We start from the raw sequence: 18014 nt of genomic DNA, 5'->3' as shown, positions 1-18014 counted from the left end.
CCCTACTCGGACGTCAATGTTGCCGGATTGATCGGCTGCCCTTCCCTTCGCACTTCAAAATGAAGATGCGGTCCTGTCGCCCTCCCGGTCGCCCCTACGATGGCGATCGGCACCTCCTTCTCCACGACTACCCCGGCAGGAATCAGGTTAGAGGAGTTATGGCCATAGGATGTCGTGAATCCGCCCGCATGCGCCAGGATAACCAGGTTACCGTAGCCGAGAGTCTGACCGCTGAAGATGACCCGGCCCGGCAAGGCCGGATAGATGAAGGAGCCGGTCGGCAACTTGATATCCACGCCGGCGTGGAAGGCTCTCGATCCGGTCATCGGATCAGCCCTGTGGCCGAACGAGGACGTAACTCGGCCCGCAAGAGATTGCATGAAGGCCTTCAGGCCGTGCACGATACTGCCGGCGGATACGCCCGCCTCCGCCGCCGCTCCATCGTCACTGAGCCCGACATCCCGCTCGTTCGGATTCGCGCTGGGGGTGAGGGCGGACAGATCGATCGCCTGGCCAGGACGGATGCGATCCGGATTCGTAATTCGATTGACCCTGGCTACCTCCTCGACCGCTCGATAGATGGCAGGAGGACTGACACGGATACCGGCCTGCCGCAAGACCCCTTCGACGATCTGTGAGAGAGTATCCCCTTGGCGGACTGCGCGGACGGTCCGTCGTCCTCCCGGACTCGTGATGCCCGCAGCGGATCCGGAAACGCGCCACCGATCATCGGCCTCGGCCAGTACGCGCGAAAAGGTCGGCCTCGGCCATCCCACATCCGGACCGGCGCCCCCAGGATTCGACACCGCTGTCGCGTCGACCTGTTTTCGCTCCTCTACTCTCATGTGTGAGCTACCTCGACCTTCCCATGGCCGGACCCCCCATTTCCTTCTCGAACGTGATTCGGCAGGTCCCCTGCGTCGCAGGTCGGCATCACCGTGAGGCCATCCTTTGCAGCTTTCATCCGATGCAGGTTCATCAACAACGCCACCTCTCCCACACTCATCCCGGTCGCCCGAGCCGCTTCAGTCGGCGTAAGCCCAAGATCGAGAAGCTGAAGAGCGGTTCCTCCCGCAGCGGGCAGCCTTGCCGCCACCTGTTCTCGGTCGAGCACCCGCAGTACCTGCTCTGCCAGCGTGGAAAACTCCCGGATCATCTCACGGAGTTCCCCCTGAGCAGCGGTCACCTCGCTTACGGCCTGCGGGCCTCCTTCGGGTGGTTCCACATCGCTCACCGCCGGCTTAACAGTCGTCCCCTTTGATCGTCGCCGCAGCAGTACAAGCAGCAGGCAGAGGCTTGCCAGAGACACGATCAGCGAACCGATGATGGCCGCCTCCTGCGTCCCGAGAGTGGCGAAGTAGGTATCCAAGTCCTTCACAGCAGATACACCCCATTCGATCATCTCCCCCTCCTCTCATCACCATTCAGACCGCGATATCAATAAGCCGACCCTTTGACGGCAGGGTCGGCGCGATGGCTTTGTCCCGCCCATAGCACGCTCCAGATACCTCCTGGTCGGCCGGAGTCTCCTTATCGGGGTCGGTTTGCGGCGGCGAACCGCCGTCCTCTTCCGCGTGAGAGTCCCTCCTGTCGTCTGATGCCGTCCCCCACCCCGGCTCTCCCTTTTTCGGTCTGCGCCGCGCAGCCCCTTTCGGCCGGCTACTGGCCTGCCAGCGTCCTTCTCTTGCCTGCTCCGCCACAGCGACATCCGGCAACGGCTCGCTGACCTTCGACAGACCGTCCATCACCTACCCCGTCCCTGCCTGGGCGTTACACGCAGACAGGTCACCGTAGACTCTCGGCCAGCCTCCGCACCGCGATACGGGTCGCGTGCTCGAACGACCATCCGGCCGTCCCCGCGCTTCCCGGCGCGATCTTCCCGGCCCACAGCAGAACTCCGGACGGCAGGGCGATGAGCCTGGCCTCCACCCCGACTCTCGTCACCCTGGTCGTTCCCTCCCAATGCTGATCAACGCCATACAGATTGACGACTAGGGCCCGCCTCACCCCCAAGGCGTCCCAATCGAGTACCGGGGATTTCGCGTCTCCATCCCGGAGGAATACCCCTTCCCCGATGGACGAAAGGGACGTATCCCATCCACGGGCGCGAGCCTCCTCCCGCAACCAGTCCGGTCCTCGGACGTCAATTCCGGAGTGTGAGAGCTCGAGGACAAACAGTCTGGCAACCGCCTCGACCAACGGACGATCCTCCATGGGCGCCAGCGCCGGCACGACAACGGTCCGACCCTCTCGGGGAATGACGACCGGTTGGAGCGGTGGTCTGCCGGCCGGCGCCGCGCATCCTCCAACCAGTAAACCCAGGCTCAAGAAGATGGCCAGCACCAACTCTCGCAGGGTGAAGGCCGCGCTCTCCTCCGTGATCAGGTCATCCCGCTTGAGCTTGACCCGAAGGAGCCTGGCCCGCATCCGGAGAATAGCGGAGGTGTGGATCTGTGAGACGCGCGATTCCGACACCTCGAGTACCCGTCCGATCTCTTTCATGGTCAGTTCCTCAACATAGTACAGGGTCAGAACCATCCGCTCCTGAGTCGGTAGCCCCTCAATGATCTCGCCCAGGAGCCGCACCCGCTCCTTGGAGGCTGCCGCAATGAAGGGATCTCGAGGCGTCGGGTCCGGGAGTTCCCGCATGAGTCGATTGGACTCTGATCCGTCCGCCTCTGTGCCCGGTTCATCGAGAGACACCAGGACCATGCCCCGGATCTCGCCGAGTTGCCGCCAGTAGGCGTCCCGCTCAATTCCGAGCGCGCTCGCCACCTCACTATCTGTCGGCTCTCGTCCAAGGGTGGCCTCCAATTGAGACAGCGTCTGTTCAATTTCCCGTGCCTTCATCCGAAGTGAGCGGGGAGCAAAATCCTGTGACCGGAGATCGTCCAGGATGGCCCCACGGATTCGGTGCTGGGCATAGGTGGCAAACTCCGCCGGCTGTTCCGGGTCATAATGCTCGACGGCACTCAAGAGACCGATCGCGCCGGCGCTCTCCAGCTCGCCAACCTCAACACACGACGGTAGTTGCAGTGACAGCCGCCCGGCGACCTGACGCACAAGGGAGATGTTCGCCGTAACCAGCAGATCTCTCAGCCGGGGATCTTTCGTACGCCGGTATTCTCTCCAGTGTTCCCGCGTAATCTCCATTGATCCGTCCACTCTTTCGGTGGGGCGCAGAGGACGCCTCACAACTGCGCCGCCAAGTGAATCATCCGACCCCAAAAGGGTTCCGGGTGTGGCGCGAACTGACTCGGCGCTGCGAGCGACTTAGCCAGCTCGTGCAGCGAGCGTGAGGCTCTCGCGTAGGGGAAGCAGACCGAGAACGGCTTCTGCTCACAGACCGCTCGTCCGACGCATTCGTCTCGAAGGACATGGCCCGTGAATCGGACCTCCAGCTTGAGAAAGTGCCGGATGATCCGCCGCAACTGATCAAATACCTCCTCGGCCTGGGAGACTCCCTCCACCATATTCATCAGGATACCCGCGCGCAGATCGGCGCGATGGCGCGACAGGACCTTGATGATCGCGTACGCATCGGTGATGGCGGTAGGTTCTGGGACGGTCACGACGATCGCCTCGTCGGCCGCCAGGATCAGGCTGAGGACGTTGGGCGAGATCCCCGCCGCGGTGTCGATCAGGAGGATATCGATCAATCCCTCCAGTTGTTCGAGCCGCCCAAGAAGCCTGGCCCGCCCTGCCACAGGGAGGTGGGCCATCGCCTCGACCCCCCGGCTCGCCGGGATCACATACAGGCCATTCGGCCCACGGAGCATGATCTCGGTGAGCTCCTTTTGTCCCTCGACGACATGGCGGAGCGTAAACTTCGGCGTCATCCCCAGCAGCACATCAACGTTCGCAAGGCCCATATCGCCATCGAGAAGGGCCACCCGCTGACCATTTCCCGCCATCAACAGGCCGAGATTCACAGCCAAGGATGTCTTCCCCACACCCCCCTTTCCGCTCGTAATCGCAATCGTCCGGAATCCGTTCGTGGTTGTGGCCGCTGCGTGGCGAAGCTTCGACGCCTGATCCTGCACCTGCCTCATCCCTCCCTTCCGCCCTCCGGCGCCCCGACGAGACGCCACGCCAGCCGTAACGGGTTGGCCTCCTCGATGTCGTCCGGCACCTCCTGCCCCGTCGTGAGATAGGAAATGGGGGTGGCCGCTACCAGCGCAGCCTCGAGTACCGGCCCTACGGTAGATGTTTCGTCGATCTTGGTCGCAATAATGGAGCTGAAACTGAGGGGCCTGTACCCCTCGATGGCCTGTAAGAGATCGGCCCGTTTCGTGGTGGCGCTCAAGACCAGGTGCACCTCGCAGCCGTCGTACCCACGGACGTAGGCCGCCAGTTCCTCCAGTTGGTCCTGCCGCCGCGCGCTCCTCCCGACGGTATCGACGAAGACCACATCGGCGTCCCGCTCCGCCGCAAGCGCCCGGGAAAGGTCATCCGGAAGCGGCGCCACGCAATAGGGCAGTCCGATCAGGTCGGCATAGTTCTTGAGTTGCTGGGCTCCGGCGATCCGATAGGTATCGGTCGTAATCAGTGAGACCTTTTTTCCCTCACGGAAGTGGCATCCCGCCGCCAGTTTAGCGATGGTAGTAGTCTTGCCGACGCCCGTCGGCCCGACAAGCGCCACTACCCGCCGCTGCCCATTGCCCATCCGTGGGGTCCATGCCCGCATGATCTCCTGGGCCAGGACCTCTGCGAGCGAGGCTGACGATGATGTCGTGGCGGCTGACGCCTGGGCTCGCAGCTTGTCCCGCACACAGACGATCCATCGACGGGCTACGCCCTCATCCACCTCCTGGGCCAGTAGCGACCAGTATATCTGACCGAGCGCGTCGGGCAGATCAGGTGGCAGGTGCCCCCGTCCGAGCAGACCGGACACCATCGCCTTGAGCTGGGCGATCTCCCTATGCAGCGTGGCAGGCTCCAGGGCGCCTCCAGTGGGCATGGGCCCTACGCCCTTCGCACCCCCTCCCTGCCCCTCCCCCCGGGTACCCTCCGGGTGCGTGGGAGGGATGGATGGGGGGGCGTACCTCGCGCCTCGCCCTTGGCCCTTGGCCCTTGGCCCTTGGCCTGGCGGATCGTCGTCGAGGGCGGCGACCACCTCCACAGTCTGATACTTGCCGAACGGCGTCAGCCCGTCCCGCGGAATGCTCTTGGTATGGAGGATCACGGCCTCTGGGCCCAACTCCTCTCGGACCTGTCGCAGGGCCTCGTCCATCGTGGCTGCGCGGAATCGCTTAAGATGCATCGCTGAGCTCCACCGTCCTCAAGACCTTAACCGAGACGCGAGGTCCGATCTCGTTATATGACAACACCACCACCTGAGGCAGATACCGTTCGATCAGACGCCGCAGATGCGGGCGAACCGCGGCGGTGCAGAGGAAGACCGGCTGTCCCTGGAGCGGGAGGCACCGCTCCACCCCCTGAGCAATCGCCTCGACGACCTTCTGCGCAAGCCTTGGCTCCAAGGCCAGATAGCTCTCCTGCTCATTCTGGATGACCGCCTCGGACATTGTCTGTTCCATGGATGGCCCGAGCGTGAGTACCGCCAAGGTTCCGTCAGGCGCGACGAGCGATCGGCAGATTGATTTTGCCAGGGCCTGCCGCGCATGCTCGGTCAGCAGGATCGGGTCTTTCGTGAATGGAGCGTAATCGGCGAGCGCCTCAATAATCGTCGGAAGGTCCCGGATCGAGGCCCCCTCCGTCAGTAGTCCTTGCAAGACCCGCTGCACCGCGCCCAGCGAGAGTTGGGCGGGGATGACGCCATCCACCAGGGCCGGATGGCTCTGCTTCAGGTGATCCAGAAGCGCCTGCACCTCCTGTCGACCCAGCAGTTCTCGGGCCTCCTGCCGGATCACCTCCGACAGATGGGTAGCCACAACCGACGAGGGGTCGACGACCGTGTACCCAAGGATCTGAGCGCGCTCCTTGAGCGCGGTGCTGATCCACCTAGCCGGTAGACCGAAGGTCGGCTCCCGCGTCTCGAGCCCCTCCACAGGCTCCTGGGCCGTTCCAGGATCCATCGCGAGGAAATGTCCGACCATGACCTCCCCCTGGGCAACCTCCAATCCTTTCATCTTGACGCTGTAGCCGTTAGGCCGAAGCGAGAGATTGTCCCGGATCCTGATGGGCGGGACGACGAACCCCATGTCGAGGGCGAATTGGCGTCGGATCAGTTTGACCCGGTCCAGAAGGTCCCCTCCCTGGCTCGCATCTACCAACGGAATCAACCCGTACCCCACCTCCAGCGTCAGCAAGTCCAGCGGTAAGAGCTGCTCCACCTTTTCTGGACCTGAGGCCGCAGCAGGGGCCTCCTCTCCGCCCTCCCCGGCTCTCCGCCCAGGCGCCGACGGCGGTGCCTTCACCCTGGAATAGGCCATTGTGCCCATGAGGGCCGCTACCGCGAAGAACGGAAAGAACGGCATCCCAGGAATCAAGCCAACGAACAAGAGCACGCCCGCCGTAATACCGAGCGGTTTCGGGTAGAAAAGCATCTGACGGCCCAGCGTAGAACTGAGCTCTACCTCCGATGCGGCACGCGTCATGACGATGCCCGCAGCGGTAGAGATAGCCAGAGCAGGAATCTGCGTCACTAGGCCGTCACCAACGGTGAGCAGCGTGTAGGTCTGTAGCGCCCCCATCAGATCCATCCCATTCTGCAGGATGCCGATGGCGAGGCCCCCCAGAATGTTGATGGTAATGATGATTATGCTGGCGATCGCATCCCCTCGGACGAACTTACTGGCGCCGTCCATGGCCCCATAGAAGTCGGCCTCCCGCGAGATCTCCAATCTGCGAGCTCTGGCCTCCGGCTCGCTGACCAAGCCGGCATTCAGCTCGGCGTCGATCGACAACTGCTTCCCCGGCATGGCGTCGAGGGTGAAGCGAGCGGCCACCTCAGCGATCCGCCCCGCGCCCTTTGTGATTACCATAAACTGAATCACCGCCAGGATGGCGAATACGACGGCCCCCACGATGTAGCTGCCGCCCACCACGAAGCTCCCGAAGGCATTGATGATGCGGCCTGCGGCGCTTGGGCCTTCGCTGCCGTGCAGTAAGACGAGGCGCGTTGAGGCGACATTCAACGAAAGTCGGAACAGCGTCAGAACCAGCAGGAGCGACGGAAAGACCGATAGGTCAAGGGGGCGGAGGATGTACAGCGAGATGACGAAGATCAGCAGCGCGAGCGTAATATTGAGAGCGAGCAAGAGGTCGAGGAGAAGCGGGGGAATCGGGACCAGCATCGCCAAGAGAACGCCGATGCTGGCCAGGGCCACCACAACATCGCCCTGCAAGAGCGGTGAAGGACGCGCAGCCTGCACCTTATTCATTGAGCCGCCTTTCGCGTCCCGCTCATCTGATAGACGTAGGCCAGGATCTCCGCCACCACCTTGTACAGGTGAATCGGGATTTGCTGGCCGATCGACACGCCCTTATAGAGCGCGCGGGCCAATGGGACATCCTCAACGATCGGGACCCCGTGGGCCTTGGCCGTCGCCACAATCCGTTCGGCTACCAGCCTGGCGCCCTTCGCCACCACGGTCGGGGCCTCCATCGAAGTCGAATCGTACCGCATCGCGACGGCGAAGTGGATCGGGTTGATCACTACCACATCCGCCTTTGGGACGTCCGCCATCATCCGGTGCATGGCCGCCTGTCGCGCCATACTCTTGATCCGCCCCTTGATGGCGGGGTCGCCCTCAGCCTGTTTCATCTCATCCTTCACCTCTCCCCGCGTCATTCTGAGGGATTTTTCGAACTGCCATCGCTGGTAGCCATAGTCCAGGGCGGCCAACGTGAGAAAAGCCAGACTGACCCGGAGCGCAAGCTGAAAGCAGAGCTGCCCGACCCAGGTCATCGTCTGGATCGGCGTCATATCCACAAGCAGAGGGATCTCCGACAGGTGGGCGCTGATCGTCCGATAAACGAGGAAGCCGACAAGGGCGAACTTGAGAAGAGACTTGACTGTTTCCGTGAGCATCCGCCCCGGCGCGAAGAGTCGCTTCATGCCTGTCGCCGGGTTCAACCGTTCCCACTTGAACGACAAGGCCGTCGAATTCGTCATAAAGCCGACCTGCGCAACGTTCGACACGTACGCGACCAGGACCAGCGCGCCCATGAAGGGCGCAAGCATCATCCCCGTGCGAAGCGACGTAGCAAGGATAACGCGATGGACCTGTGTGGGTGTAAACTCCCCGCCGAGATGCCCGAGATGAAGACGCATAAGCTCCACCAGGCCGCTGAGCAACGGGCCGCCGAGCAGATAGAAGACCAGGGTGCCGCTGAGCAACAGAAGGGCTGAGTTCACCTCCTGGCTGCGGGCAACCTGGCCCCGCTGCCTCGCCTCCTGGCGCCGTTTACTCGTCGCCGATTCGGTCCGTTCCGTGGCATCACCTGACGGCATGGGAGAGACTCCGCAACAGTGTGAACAGTTCCAGACGGACCTGGCCGGTGCTCACCTCGATCAGGTGCGTGAGCAGCGGTAGAGAAACGAGCAAGGCCATGAGGCCGACGACGAGGGTGAAGGAGAGGCCAAAGGCGAAGAAATTCAATTGCGGCACCACCCGCGCCAACAGGCCGATGGCAACGTTCGTCAGGAGCACGGCCACCATGATCGGTGAAGAAAGTTTGACGGCCAGGACCAGGCTTTTGCCGAAGAGCGAGACCAAGACCGAGGCGGCCCCCGCGGCCGCCGCCCCGGAGAACGTCCCGGGGGGGATCGACTCGAAGCTCGCCCAGATGGCCTCCAGGAGGGCATGGTGCCCCTGGAGCATCAGGAAGGTGAGAACGGTGATGATCTCCATGAACTGCGCCACCACAGAGGCATGCTGCGGGAACTGCGGATCGACGACGTTCGCGATGCCGAGGCCCATCTGTATCCCGCTCAGTTCCCCCGCGAGGCTGACCCCCACGAATAGGAAGCGCGCTGCGAGCCCGATCACCACCCCCACCGTCACCTCCCCCACGATGCTCAGGAACAGCGAAAACGGCTCTATCCCCTGCCCGCTGGAGACGTGTGGAGACAGGTGCCCGGGGAGCGCGCTCGTCCGGAGCAATGGGTAGAGGCTCAGGGCGAGGGTGAGAGCTATGCCGACCTTGAAGGGGATGGGGAGATGGCTACCCCCAAAGATCGGCGCTGAGAGCAGAAGCCCTCCAAGGCGAAAGAGGATCAGCAGAAACAACGGCAGATTCCAGGTGGACAACAGCACCGAATCCACGGTCATGCTCCTGAGGCCACGCACCGCTGAGCCCAATCCATGGGTTTCCTATCGCCCATACAGCGGCAGATTGATGAGCAGCGACGTGGTAAACGAAAGCATCGTCTTTATCATCCAGGGTAAAAAGATAATCAGGGCCACGAAGACCACCACGATCTTCGGGACAAAGGCGAGCGTCGCCTCCTGGATCGAGGTGACGGCCTGCAGAACGCTCACCAGCAGCCCCACGACAAGACCGGCAACGAGGATGGGCGCCGACAGGAGTAGGATGAGCTGAAGGGCCTGAGAGCCCAGATCGAGTACCACCTGCGTATTCATCCGATCCTCCGTGTGCGGTGAATGCTCCTCACTTGCCGCCTCACTGAAATCCCATCACCAGCGAGCGCACCACCAGGTGCCACCCATCGGCGAGGACAAACAGCAGGAGTTTGAATGGAAACGAAATAACCGGCGGGGGCAGGAACAGCATCCCCATCGAGATAAGGACGCTTGAGACGACCATGTCGATGACCAGGAACGGAATAAACAGGACGAACCCAATCTGGAAGGCGGTCCGAAGCTCGCTGATGGCATAGGCCGGAACCAAGACGTGCGTCGGGACTGCCGCACGGTCCTTCGGGCGCTCCATCCGCGCCAAGTGGACCATAAGGGCCAGGTCCCGCTCACGCGTCTGCTTGAACATGAACTCTCGAAGCGGCTGCAGCGCTCGCTCGAGGGCCGTCTCCTGGGAAAGCTGCCGGCTGAGGTATGGCTGGAGGGCCTCCCGGTTGATCTGTCCACCCACCGGCGCCATGACGAAAAAGGTGAGAAACAGCGTCAACCCGACCAGAACCTGGTTGGGCGGCATCTGCTGGGTTCCCATGGCCGTCCGCAGGAAGGAGAGGACGATAATGATCCTGGAGAAGGAGGTCAGCATGATGACCAGCGCAGGCGCCATGGCCAGCAGGGTCAGCAGGATGACGATCTGTACGGCCGTAGTAGGCTCGGCGCCCCCCGCGATACCCGAGACCAATGGAAGCTGCGGGAGGGGAACAAACGAGGGCCCTGCGGCAAGCAGCGGCGACGCGACAAGCAGTCCGATCCCCATTAGTCCGAGACCTCCGTTCCCCAGAGCTTGTTCAGCCGCCTCAGGCGGCTCTCGAGTCCGGCCAACGCCGTTGAACGCTCCCGCGCAAATCCGGACGGCCGGCGATGCTCGGGCTGTCCCAGCGAGCCGATCGCCTCCTCACCATCCCTCGTACCCGAGGCGGTAGCAGCAGTAATCGGCTCCAGCGTATGGAGCAGTGTGATCCCCGAGCTGGTTTGGCCAAGGAGTAAGACGTCGTTCCCCACCTGCACGAGGCAGAGCGACTCCTTCGGGCCTAGATAGGTTCGGCTCAGGACCCGGATGGTCCCGTTCTGGTGGGCGCCGCGCGGCCCACGCAGCGTGACCCGTTTATACAGGTAGACCCCAAGGGCCATCAGACCCAGCACGGCCCCGAGCGCCGTAAAGATTTGCGAGGTGATGCCGGCGCCCGGCAGCGGGCTTTGAGGATCGCTATAGCTCGACAGATCGAGCTGCTGTGAGGAGGAGGCCGGCGCCGGCTCGGTCACTCCCACCCCCTGCGTGGGCTCGGCGCTCCCGCCGCATGGCGTCACCGCAATGAGCCAGAGCACTGTCGCCGCCCATAGACCTGCCTTGAGCATCGTCCGCTCCCTTCCGTGAGAACCCATGTTGGACCCTGTCCCTTTTTACCGCAGGTTCTTGATCCGATCGGCCACACTCGTAATGCTGGTGAGCCTCACCCCAAAATTCTCGTCGATGATGATCACCTCACCCTTGGCGATCGGCTTATCGTTCACAAGGATGTCCACCGCTTCACCGGCCTGTTTATCCAGTTCCACGATCGATCCCGGACCGAGCTGGAGAATGTCTCGAATCTGAAGCCTGGTCCGGCCGAGTTCTACGCTCACCTGAAGATTCACATCGAGCAGCATGTCGATGCCGTTGCTGGAGCCGGTCCGTTCCCCTCCGGTCAGGGGAACGAACGGCACGTGAACTGAGGCAGATGTTGCAGACACTGTATCCTCCTTCGCAACCGAAGCGTTGTTGTCGGGCTGGGATTTTTCCAATCCCGCGAGCAGAGAGGGGCAGACGACCAGCGCCACCTGGCTTGGCGTCGCCCCTTCACGCATCACATTGGCCACACAGAGAAACGGGGCCGGCGCCTCCTCGCGAAACATCGCGCGGCATGCCTCTGCGTCGGCCAGCGCCGACACGATCCCCTCTCCGAAGCCTACCGGTTTCCCCCACGCAGCCCGCATGGCGGTGCCGATGGCGCCGCTGATCTGGTTCGCGGTTTCCGAGAGCGCGTCGAGCTGATCGGGAGATACTCCAGGCCGCAACACCGGCTGCTCTCCCAGGATGAGTTGCGCGATGGCTACAGCGTCGGCCTCCTTCCAGACTAAGAGCTGCGTACCGGAGAGACCCTGGGTGGCTTGCATCGCCATGCCGACCCATGGTCCAGGCAAAAGAGAGGGCAACGTCGAGGGCGATCCCTGGACGATCCGATCGAGCGTGAGCCGCACTGTCTGGCCGCAGAGCGCCGAGCAGACCTTAGAGACCGCCTCGAAGAGCAACCCCCCCTGCTGCTCCAATGCCGTAGACACTCTCCCCATTTCGGATGGAGACGCCACGTAGTCTCGCTGATCAGTGGTGTGCGGCATGAATCGACCCCCCCTCTGATAGGTCCGCCACAATCTGCACAGCCCTCTTCCTGTGCGACATACCGATCTTTACTACGTATTTCGGCACCCCCTCTACTTCAAGCACGCCGAGCGAATGAGATCCTACCTCCAGGCGCATGATGTCGCCCGGCTTGAGAGCACTCAGTTCATGGATGCTCAGGGGGATCGACCCGAGCAATGCCCGAACTTTGAGACCGATGGCCGGCATGGCCTGGGTGATCTCAGTAGACCCACTCTGATCCTCTTCCTCTCGGTGCCCGGCGATCCATCGTCTCAGCGAGAGATTCGGGATGACTGGCTCCAGCGTGGAGAAGGGGAAACAGAGGTTCATCGTCCCTTCGACCTCGCCAATCTTCACGTCGAAGCCGATGAAGATCACCATGTCGGTCGGCGCCGTGAGCTGGAGGAAGCCCGGGTTGACCTCCAGGTTCAGCAGATCGAACTGGAATGGGCTGACGCGGGTCCAGGCGCTCCGGAGGTCCTCCAGGATGCGCTTGAGCAGCTTCGAGACCAGCGCTCGCTCGATCTCGGTGAATTCCCGCGCCACATTGGGCGAACGTCCGGCGCCCCCGAGGATCCGATCGATAATATAAAAGATCAGGCGCGGCTGGAACTCGACGACGGCCCCACCCTTCAGTGGCGTCATTCCGAAGATGCCCAGGCAGGCAGGATAGGTAACCGATGCGATATATTCCGCGTAGGTCATCTGTTCCACCAGGGTAGGCCGGATTTCAACAAACGTCCTCAAGAGAGGGGTGAGAGAAACCCCCATTTGTTTCGTGAAGCGGTCGTGAAGCATCTGAAGAGCCTGGAGTTGCTCCTTGGAGATCCGATTGGGCCGGCGAAAATCGTATCGGATGTATTGACGTTTGATCTGGGAGGGCGAGGCGGCCGGCGGAGGAGCGCTCTTTGCCGCGGCTAACAACAACGAATCGATTTCTTCTTGGCTCAGGATCTCATTCATCGATAGTCATCCTCATCATGAATAGACGAATTAGATGTGTAGCAAGTGTGATGCCAGAACCGACGGAACGATTTCATGGCAGATGGGGCGATTTTCGACAGGCCGATGAGGAACGGCGCCTTCTCTCACCTCGCGCTCCGACCAATACCTCACCACCTAAATAGCGCCGGCGCCTGGAACCACGCGCCGGCAACGAGATAGCAGAGGTGATGAAATTTGACCGGATGGAAAGAAATTGGCCGCGCCGGCGAGTGAGGCGAGAGAGCGTGGGATGCGAAATACGTATTGCGAGGAGGAAACAGTCCCTACTGGATCACGAACTCGGTGAGGTAGACATCTTGCAGCCGATCGGCCCCCAGCTCCTTGCCGAACTGATCCGCGATCTGTCGTTTCAGGATCTCCAGACTTCCCGCGCTCGTCACCTCTTCTAACGGCTTGCGGGCGAGTATCTGGATCAGTCGATCGCTGAGGAGGGGTTTGCGCGCTTCGACCTCTTTGACCAGCTTCTCTTCTTCCGGGATCTCGATCTGGACGGTGACTTTCAGATAGCGACGTCCATTCGTCCCGGCGATGTTGACAATGGCGGGATCAAGGAGGAGGATCTTGCCCGCATGACGCTCCGTCTTGGGCTTGGCGGGCGGCTCCTTCGCCTGTTCCTTCCCGCTCACGACCAGCATCGGCTTTAACACATACAGGTTGACGCCGAAGGCGGCACCGGTCAGCGCCATGAAGATCCCTGCCTGAATGGCGATAGCCTTGAGCTTCCCGCCGCCTGCGGCCGAGGCTTTCTTTTCCTCCCCGCCGGACGATTCCGGCTTTCCAATCTCTGGAATATCAATTTCCGCGTCTTGAGCCACTTTTTGCTTCTCCCGTCCTCCGCATCAACGAAGGGGCGTTGCGAGTGCACGCCGATAGGCCATGACCTTCTCGATGACATGGTCGACGCTTTCCACAACCATGAGTTTTTTCCCGGTGGTCAGCGAGACGATCGTATCAGGGGTCGCCTCAATGGTTTCGATCAGTTCGGCATTCACCGTTACCTCTGCGCCATTAATTCTGCTCAGCTTGACCATTGCTAGGTGTCGATCCCTCATCCATAACCGCTCAACCCTCATCAGACCGCGGCTAATCGAGCGCCTTGAGAAGAGTGGCTCATGGACGCCGCCACTCGAGGCGTGAGGAACGCCGTGCTAACCGATCCGCGCTGAAGACTACTGTAAAGATCCAACCACCCTCGGACGGAGGTCTTGAGATGGAATCTCTCCCTGACCGTCGCAGAGGCGTTGCGCGCCAGCCGCTCTCGCTCCGCTCTGTCCTCCACCAGTCTCGTCAACTGTCTCAGCCATTCTTGGTACCGATTCTTTTTGACCAGGACGCCGTCCTCTCCATCGGTGATGGTGGTGGCGTATGGATAGATGGGAGAAGCCACGGTTGGCACCCCGAACATGCTGTATTCGAGATATTTCAGGTTGCTCTTTGCCTCATTGAAACGATTCTCGCGGAGCGGCGCCACACCGATATCCAGCCGGAGGGCCGCTAAGCCATGGTAGTAGTTGTTGGTGGGAACGAACGGATGCGTCTCGAGCCGGCCTGCGGGGACCTCACGCCTGACCCGCTCCGGTACCCATCCGGCAAAGACCAATTGCACATCGGGACGCTTGGCCATCATGATGAGAGCGTCGATCGCGCAGTCGAGATCACCCTCGTGGAAATTCGATCCCGACCAGCCGATCCTCACCATCGCAGTAGTGCGGGCCTGGTCTCGCCGACGTGATGCGGCGATCGTCTCAGCGAGATCGGGATCGACCGCGTTCGGGAGTACGACGACACGGTCATGCATCGCCCCGACGACTTGTCGGAGCGGTTCCGTGGAGACCGTTACCACGTCGGCCTCCCGGATAAATCTGGCAAGCCTCGCCAATCCATCGGCCTGATAATACCGGTAGGCCGGGTTCTTGACCGGAAGGTGCCAGAAGTCATCGTCGAGCTCATAGACGATCTTCTTGCCCATCGCCTTCTGCTCATGTAGGAAGTCCAGCGTACTGTCAGAGAGCTGCCGCTGAAATACCAGGATATCGGCGTCCCACGCGAAGGCCCTCACCGCATCGCTCAAGGAGGTGGCGGCCCTCGCATCGACCCCGTAGAGGTTGCGCAGGTAGATCCCAGGCATGAGGCACCGATACCACCCGCACCCCGTCTGATCGGCCAGCAGGTACAGGACCCTGAGGCTCCCCGGCGGGACTTCTCGTCTAACAGTGACCAGCGGCATACGACACCCTATACCCTACACCCTATACCCTGCGTTTCGCCCTACTACCGCAACAGGTTGAGAGTCGTCTGTTGAATCTGATTGGCTATGGAGATCACTTGGGCGTTCGCTTCGTAGCCTCGCTGGGCGATGATCAGATTGACCAGTTCGGTCCCCAAGTCAACATTCGATTGCTCCAGGGCCCCTGCGACAATCGTCCCCCTCCCACCGGTGCCGGCAGCGCCGAATTGTGCCACACCGGAGTTCGGGGTCTCCGCGAACTGTCCGTTGGCGAGTCGCAGCAGGCCGGATGGGTTCGAGAAACTGGCGAGCTTCAGCGTGTCGACCTCCTTCACCAGCCCATTGCTGAAGATCCCATTGACCTTGCCGTCACTGCCGACATTAAAGGAGCTGAGGCTGCCTGGCGGCACGCCGTCCTGCCGCTTCATGGAGACGTTCGACAGGGCCGCAAATCCGGTGAGTTCACCGAAGTCGATGCTAAACTGCTGGCCGGAGGCCGCCGCGTTCCCGGGGTCAAAGGTAAAGATGCCTCCCGCGGAGGCGGGTCCTGTGGTAAGGGAGCTATCAATACTGCCGCCGCTGGCAAAGGTAACGGTCCCCGCCGAGGCGCCGGTGAAGGTGCCATCCGTACTCGTCACCGCGTAATTCCATACACCCGTGTTGGCCGACCCCGGCAGCGAGAATGTGACGTTTACCTGGTGCTTACCTCCCAGGGAGTCGATGATGAAAAAGCTCGTATCAAGGGCGGATTCGTCGGTTGGCGTCACAGGATCATTCGCGGCATTCGCATCGAGGTTGCCGGCCAGCTCGACCTGTGTGGTCCCCGCTGCGGCGTTGCTCCCCAACGGGATCGAGATGTCACCATTGATCCCCTGGACCTTAAAGCCGGTCCCGGAATCGACCAGATTGCCGTTGGCATCGAGCTCGAAGGTACCCACCCGCGTGTAGATCTGGCTCTCCCCATTACTCAGGACGTAGAAGCCCTCACCCTGGATGGCGATGTCGGACGATCGACCGGTCGGCTCGATCGCCCCCTGCGTCTGAATATTCTGGACACCGCCCACGATGACCCCCGCACCGATCTGCAGTGGATCGGTCCCACCGGTGTTCCCGGACGGCGCCGACGCCCCCTCGAGGGTCTGAACCAGCAGATCAGAAAATTGCGCCCGGCTTGCCTTATAGCCGGTCGTGTTTGCGTTCGCGATGTTGTTGCCGATGACACCCAAGTCGGTCTGATAGGCCTTTAACCCGGTGATAGCCGTACTGAATGTGCTCATCGATTATCCCTCCTGTGTTAAGATTCCCGACAATGTACTTACCCCTGTGAGGCGAGTGACACCTGGGAGACGGCGTTCAAGGGGATCAGGCTTCCGTTCACCATAAGCAACGGCTCGGTCCCCTCGAAGCTGATGCTTGTCACCTGCCCGGAGACGGTGTTTACGCCCGCGATGCTCCCGCCGGCAGCATCAGTCGCCGTTACCTTGTAGCGGTAGCGACCTGACGGCAGCGGACGCCCATCGTCGCCAAGCCCATCAAAGGCCACCTGCCCTTGCCCTTGCGGCTGCGGTCCGAGGCTCAGGGTTCTCACCGGATTGCCCTGAAGGTCCTGGATCTGGATCTGGACCGACGCGGCATCACTCGGCAGACTATAACGCAGCGTAGCGGAGCCGGCCCCTGTCTGCTCGAAGATGGCGCCGTTCGCCGCAACGACTTTTCCGATATAGCTTGAGGCCAGGACGGCATCCAGCGACGCGCGGTCGGTTCCGGCGGAGGAAGTCGAGAGCTTGGCAAGCGATGTATTGATCTGCTGGAGCTGCTCCAGTGAGCTGAACTGGGCTGTTTGCGCGATGAAGTCGGCACCCTTCAACGGATTTAACGGATCTTGATTGCGTAACTGGGCGACCAGCAACTTCAGGAAGGCATCCTTCCCAAGGCCTCTGTCGAGCGGGGAGCTGGTCGCGGCGCCTACGCTCTGCGGGCTCTGTGTATTCGGGAGGCTGTTGGTTATCTCCACCGATTATCCCTCCTTTCTTCTTGAACTATCAGCTATCAGCTTAACGCTTGTGGCTGATCGCCGCTTGCCTCGTAGACGCCCATGAGCGGAACGAGCGAGCCGCCTACGACCAGGAACGCCTGACCCCCTTCGAATCGCACCTCATTGACACGCCCGGAAGCGGTACTGACGCGACTGATCGGCAGACCTCCCGCATCGGTGGCGATAACCCTATACAGGTAGAGACCGGAATCGAGCCCTCGCCCATCGAATGGAAGTTGGTGAAGGCCTCCGGACTGCGGCCCGAGTTGGACCGTCCTGATCACTGTTCCCTGGAGGTCCCGCACCTCGACCTGTACCGAGGCGGCAGCGGTGGGGAGGCGGTACTGAAGGGTTGGTGGGACCGGTCCGCGCAAGTCGATAAGCGAGCCGTTTGCCGACACCTTCCGACCGATCTGGTTCCCGGCCACGCTGTTGCTGAGCGGCCTCTGATGGGTTGCGAGGAGGCCCGTCAGTGGGACCAGCGATCGCTCTCTCGTCAACTGCGCCGTCAGCAGACCAAGGGAGGCATCCTTTGGAAGGCCGCCGGCAAAGGTCGGCGCCAGCCCCTGGGGAGGGAGACTGTCGAGGCCCTTCGCGTGCGCTCGCGCCGATTTCGTGGCCTGGCTCCGCTCCAGAATCGTATCGAATGAATTCTTTCCGGAATCGGCTGCCGTACTTCCACCAAGGTTCCGATCGATGAGCGCCGTGACGGCCTTCCCTGCCAGCGTGCTGAGGACGCTTATCCCCATTGCGGCAATGATGGGAATCATCTTCGCTCCCCCCTTT

20 protein-coding genes are annotated in these 18014 nt (G+C 61.8%); all 20 read right to left on the bottom strand.

The window, feature by feature from the left end; all coding sequences use genetic code 11:
• Positions 1-2: 2 nt before the first annotated feature.
• Entirely contained in the window at positions 3-845 is an 843-nt protein-coding gene (locus tag PHV01_RS01550; RefSeq protein ID WP_337289388.1) for a M23 family metallopeptidase, read from the bottom strand.
• Entirely contained in the window at positions 842-1402 is a 561-nt protein-coding gene (locus tag PHV01_RS01545) for a hypothetical protein (protein WP_337289387.1), read from the bottom strand. The genes PHV01_RS01550 and PHV01_RS01545 overlap by 4 nt, the downstream gene beginning before the upstream one ends.
• A gap of 22 nt (positions 1403-1424) precedes the next feature.
• A complete protein-coding gene (locus tag PHV01_RS01540) occupies positions 1425-1745 on the bottom strand; it encodes a hypothetical protein (RefSeq protein WP_337289386.1) in 321 nt (106 codons plus the stop codon).
• 40 nt (positions 1746-1785) lie between these two features.
• Entirely contained in the window at positions 1786-3153 is a 1368-nt protein-coding gene (locus PHV01_RS01535; protein WP_337289385.1) for a FliA/WhiG family RNA polymerase sigma factor, read from the bottom strand.
• Between the two features lie 38 nt (positions 3154-3191).
• Positions 3192-4052 (bottom strand): MinD/ParA family protein, encoded by an 861-nt coding sequence (locus tag PHV01_RS01530; RefSeq protein ID WP_337289384.1) that lies wholly within the window; start codon positions 4050-4052, stop codon positions 3192-3194.
• The gene (gene flhF, locus PHV01_RS01525; RefSeq protein WP_337289383.1) at positions 4049-5263 is read right to left on the bottom strand and encodes a flagellar biosynthesis protein FlhF; all 1215 of its coding nucleotides are present in this window, start codon (positions 5261-5263) and stop codon (positions 4049-4051) included. Before flhF ends, PHV01_RS01530 begins: the two co-directional genes overlap by 4 nt.
• Positions 5253-7346 carry a flagellar biosynthesis protein FlhA gene (flhA, locus tag PHV01_RS01520; RefSeq protein WP_337289382.1) on the bottom strand — a complete coding sequence of 698 codons (2094 nt, stop codon included), beginning with the start codon at positions 7344-7346 and terminating at the stop codon, positions 5253-5255. The genes flhF and flhA overlap by 11 nt, the downstream gene beginning before the upstream one ends.
• Entirely contained in the window at positions 7343-8419 is a 1077-nt protein-coding gene (gene flhB / locus PHV01_RS01515; RefSeq protein ID WP_337289381.1) for a flagellar biosynthesis protein FlhB, read from the bottom strand. Before flhB ends, flhA begins: the two co-directional genes overlap by 4 nt.
• Positions 8406-9239: a flagellar biosynthetic protein FliR gene (locus PHV01_RS01510; RefSeq protein WP_337289380.1), complete on the bottom strand. Its 834-nt coding sequence runs from the start codon at positions 9237-9239 to the stop codon at positions 8406-8408. The genes flhB and PHV01_RS01510 overlap by 14 nt, the downstream gene beginning before the upstream one ends.
• A gap of 42 nt (positions 9240-9281) precedes the next feature.
• Positions 9282-9551, bottom strand: coding sequence for a flagellar biosynthesis protein FliQ (gene fliQ / locus PHV01_RS01505; protein WP_337289379.1), 270 nt, complete (start codon positions 9549-9551; stop codon positions 9282-9284).
• A gap of 40 nt (positions 9552-9591) precedes the next feature.
• Entirely contained in the window at positions 9592-10320 is a 729-nt protein-coding gene (gene fliP / locus PHV01_RS01500; protein ID WP_337289378.1) for a flagellar type III secretion system pore protein FliP, read from the bottom strand.
• A complete protein-coding gene (fliO, locus tag PHV01_RS01495) occupies positions 10320-10919 on the bottom strand; it encodes a flagellar biosynthetic protein FliO (RefSeq protein ID WP_337289377.1) in 600 nt (199 codons plus the stop codon). The genes fliP and fliO overlap by 1 nt, the downstream gene beginning before the upstream one ends.
• 45 nt (positions 10920-10964) lie before the next feature.
• Positions 10965-11939 carry a flagellar motor switch protein FliN gene (gene fliN / locus PHV01_RS01490; protein ID WP_337289376.1) on the bottom strand — a complete coding sequence of 325 codons (975 nt, stop codon included), beginning with the start codon at positions 11937-11939 and terminating at the stop codon, positions 10965-10967.
• A complete protein-coding gene (fliM, locus tag PHV01_RS01485; protein ID WP_337289375.1) occupies positions 11923-12924 on the bottom strand; it encodes a flagellar motor switch protein FliM in 1002 nt (333 codons plus the stop codon). The genes fliN and fliM overlap by 17 nt, the downstream gene beginning before the upstream one ends.
• A 305-nt stretch (positions 12925-13229) precedes the next feature.
• Positions 13230-13781 carry a flagellar basal body-associated FliL family protein gene (locus PHV01_RS01480; RefSeq protein WP_337289374.1) on the bottom strand — a complete coding sequence of 184 codons (552 nt, stop codon included), beginning with the start codon at positions 13779-13781 and terminating at the stop codon, positions 13230-13232.
• A 24-nt stretch (positions 13782-13805) separates the two neighbouring features.
• Complete coding sequence (locus PHV01_RS01475; RefSeq protein ID WP_337289373.1) at positions 13806-13997, bottom strand: flagellar FlbD family protein; 192 nt, start codon at positions 13995-13997, stop codon at positions 13806-13808.
• 41 nt (positions 13998-14038) lie between these two features.
• Positions 14039-15193 (bottom strand): glycosyltransferase family 4 protein, encoded by a 1155-nt coding sequence (locus PHV01_RS01470; protein ID WP_337289372.1) that lies wholly within the window; start codon positions 15191-15193, stop codon positions 14039-14041.
• Positions 15194-15237: 44 nt separating this feature from the next.
• Positions 15238-16470, bottom strand: coding sequence for a flagellar hook protein FlgE (locus tag PHV01_RS01465; protein WP_337289371.1), 1233 nt, complete (start codon positions 16468-16470; stop codon positions 15238-15240).
• A gap of 38 nt (positions 16471-16508) precedes the next feature.
• Positions 16509-17207 carry a flagellar hook capping FlgD N-terminal domain-containing protein gene (locus PHV01_RS01460; RefSeq protein WP_337289370.1) on the bottom strand — a complete coding sequence of 233 codons (699 nt, stop codon included), beginning with the start codon at positions 17205-17207 and terminating at the stop codon, positions 16509-16511.
• A gap of 35 nt (positions 17208-17242) precedes the next feature.
• Positions 17243-17998, bottom strand: coding sequence for a FlgD immunoglobulin-like domain containing protein (locus PHV01_RS01455; protein ID WP_337289369.1), 756 nt, complete (start codon positions 17996-17998; stop codon positions 17243-17245).
• Positions 17999-18014: the final 16 nt, after the last annotated feature.

The sequence above is a fragment of the Candidatus Methylomirabilis sp. genome (assembly GCF_028716865.1).
Taxonomy (GTDB): domain Bacteria; phylum Methylomirabilota; class Methylomirabilia; order Methylomirabilales; family Methylomirabilaceae; genus Methylomirabilis.
Note: the sequence above shows the minus strand (reverse complement) of the source record. Positions and strands in the feature narration are given on the sequence as shown.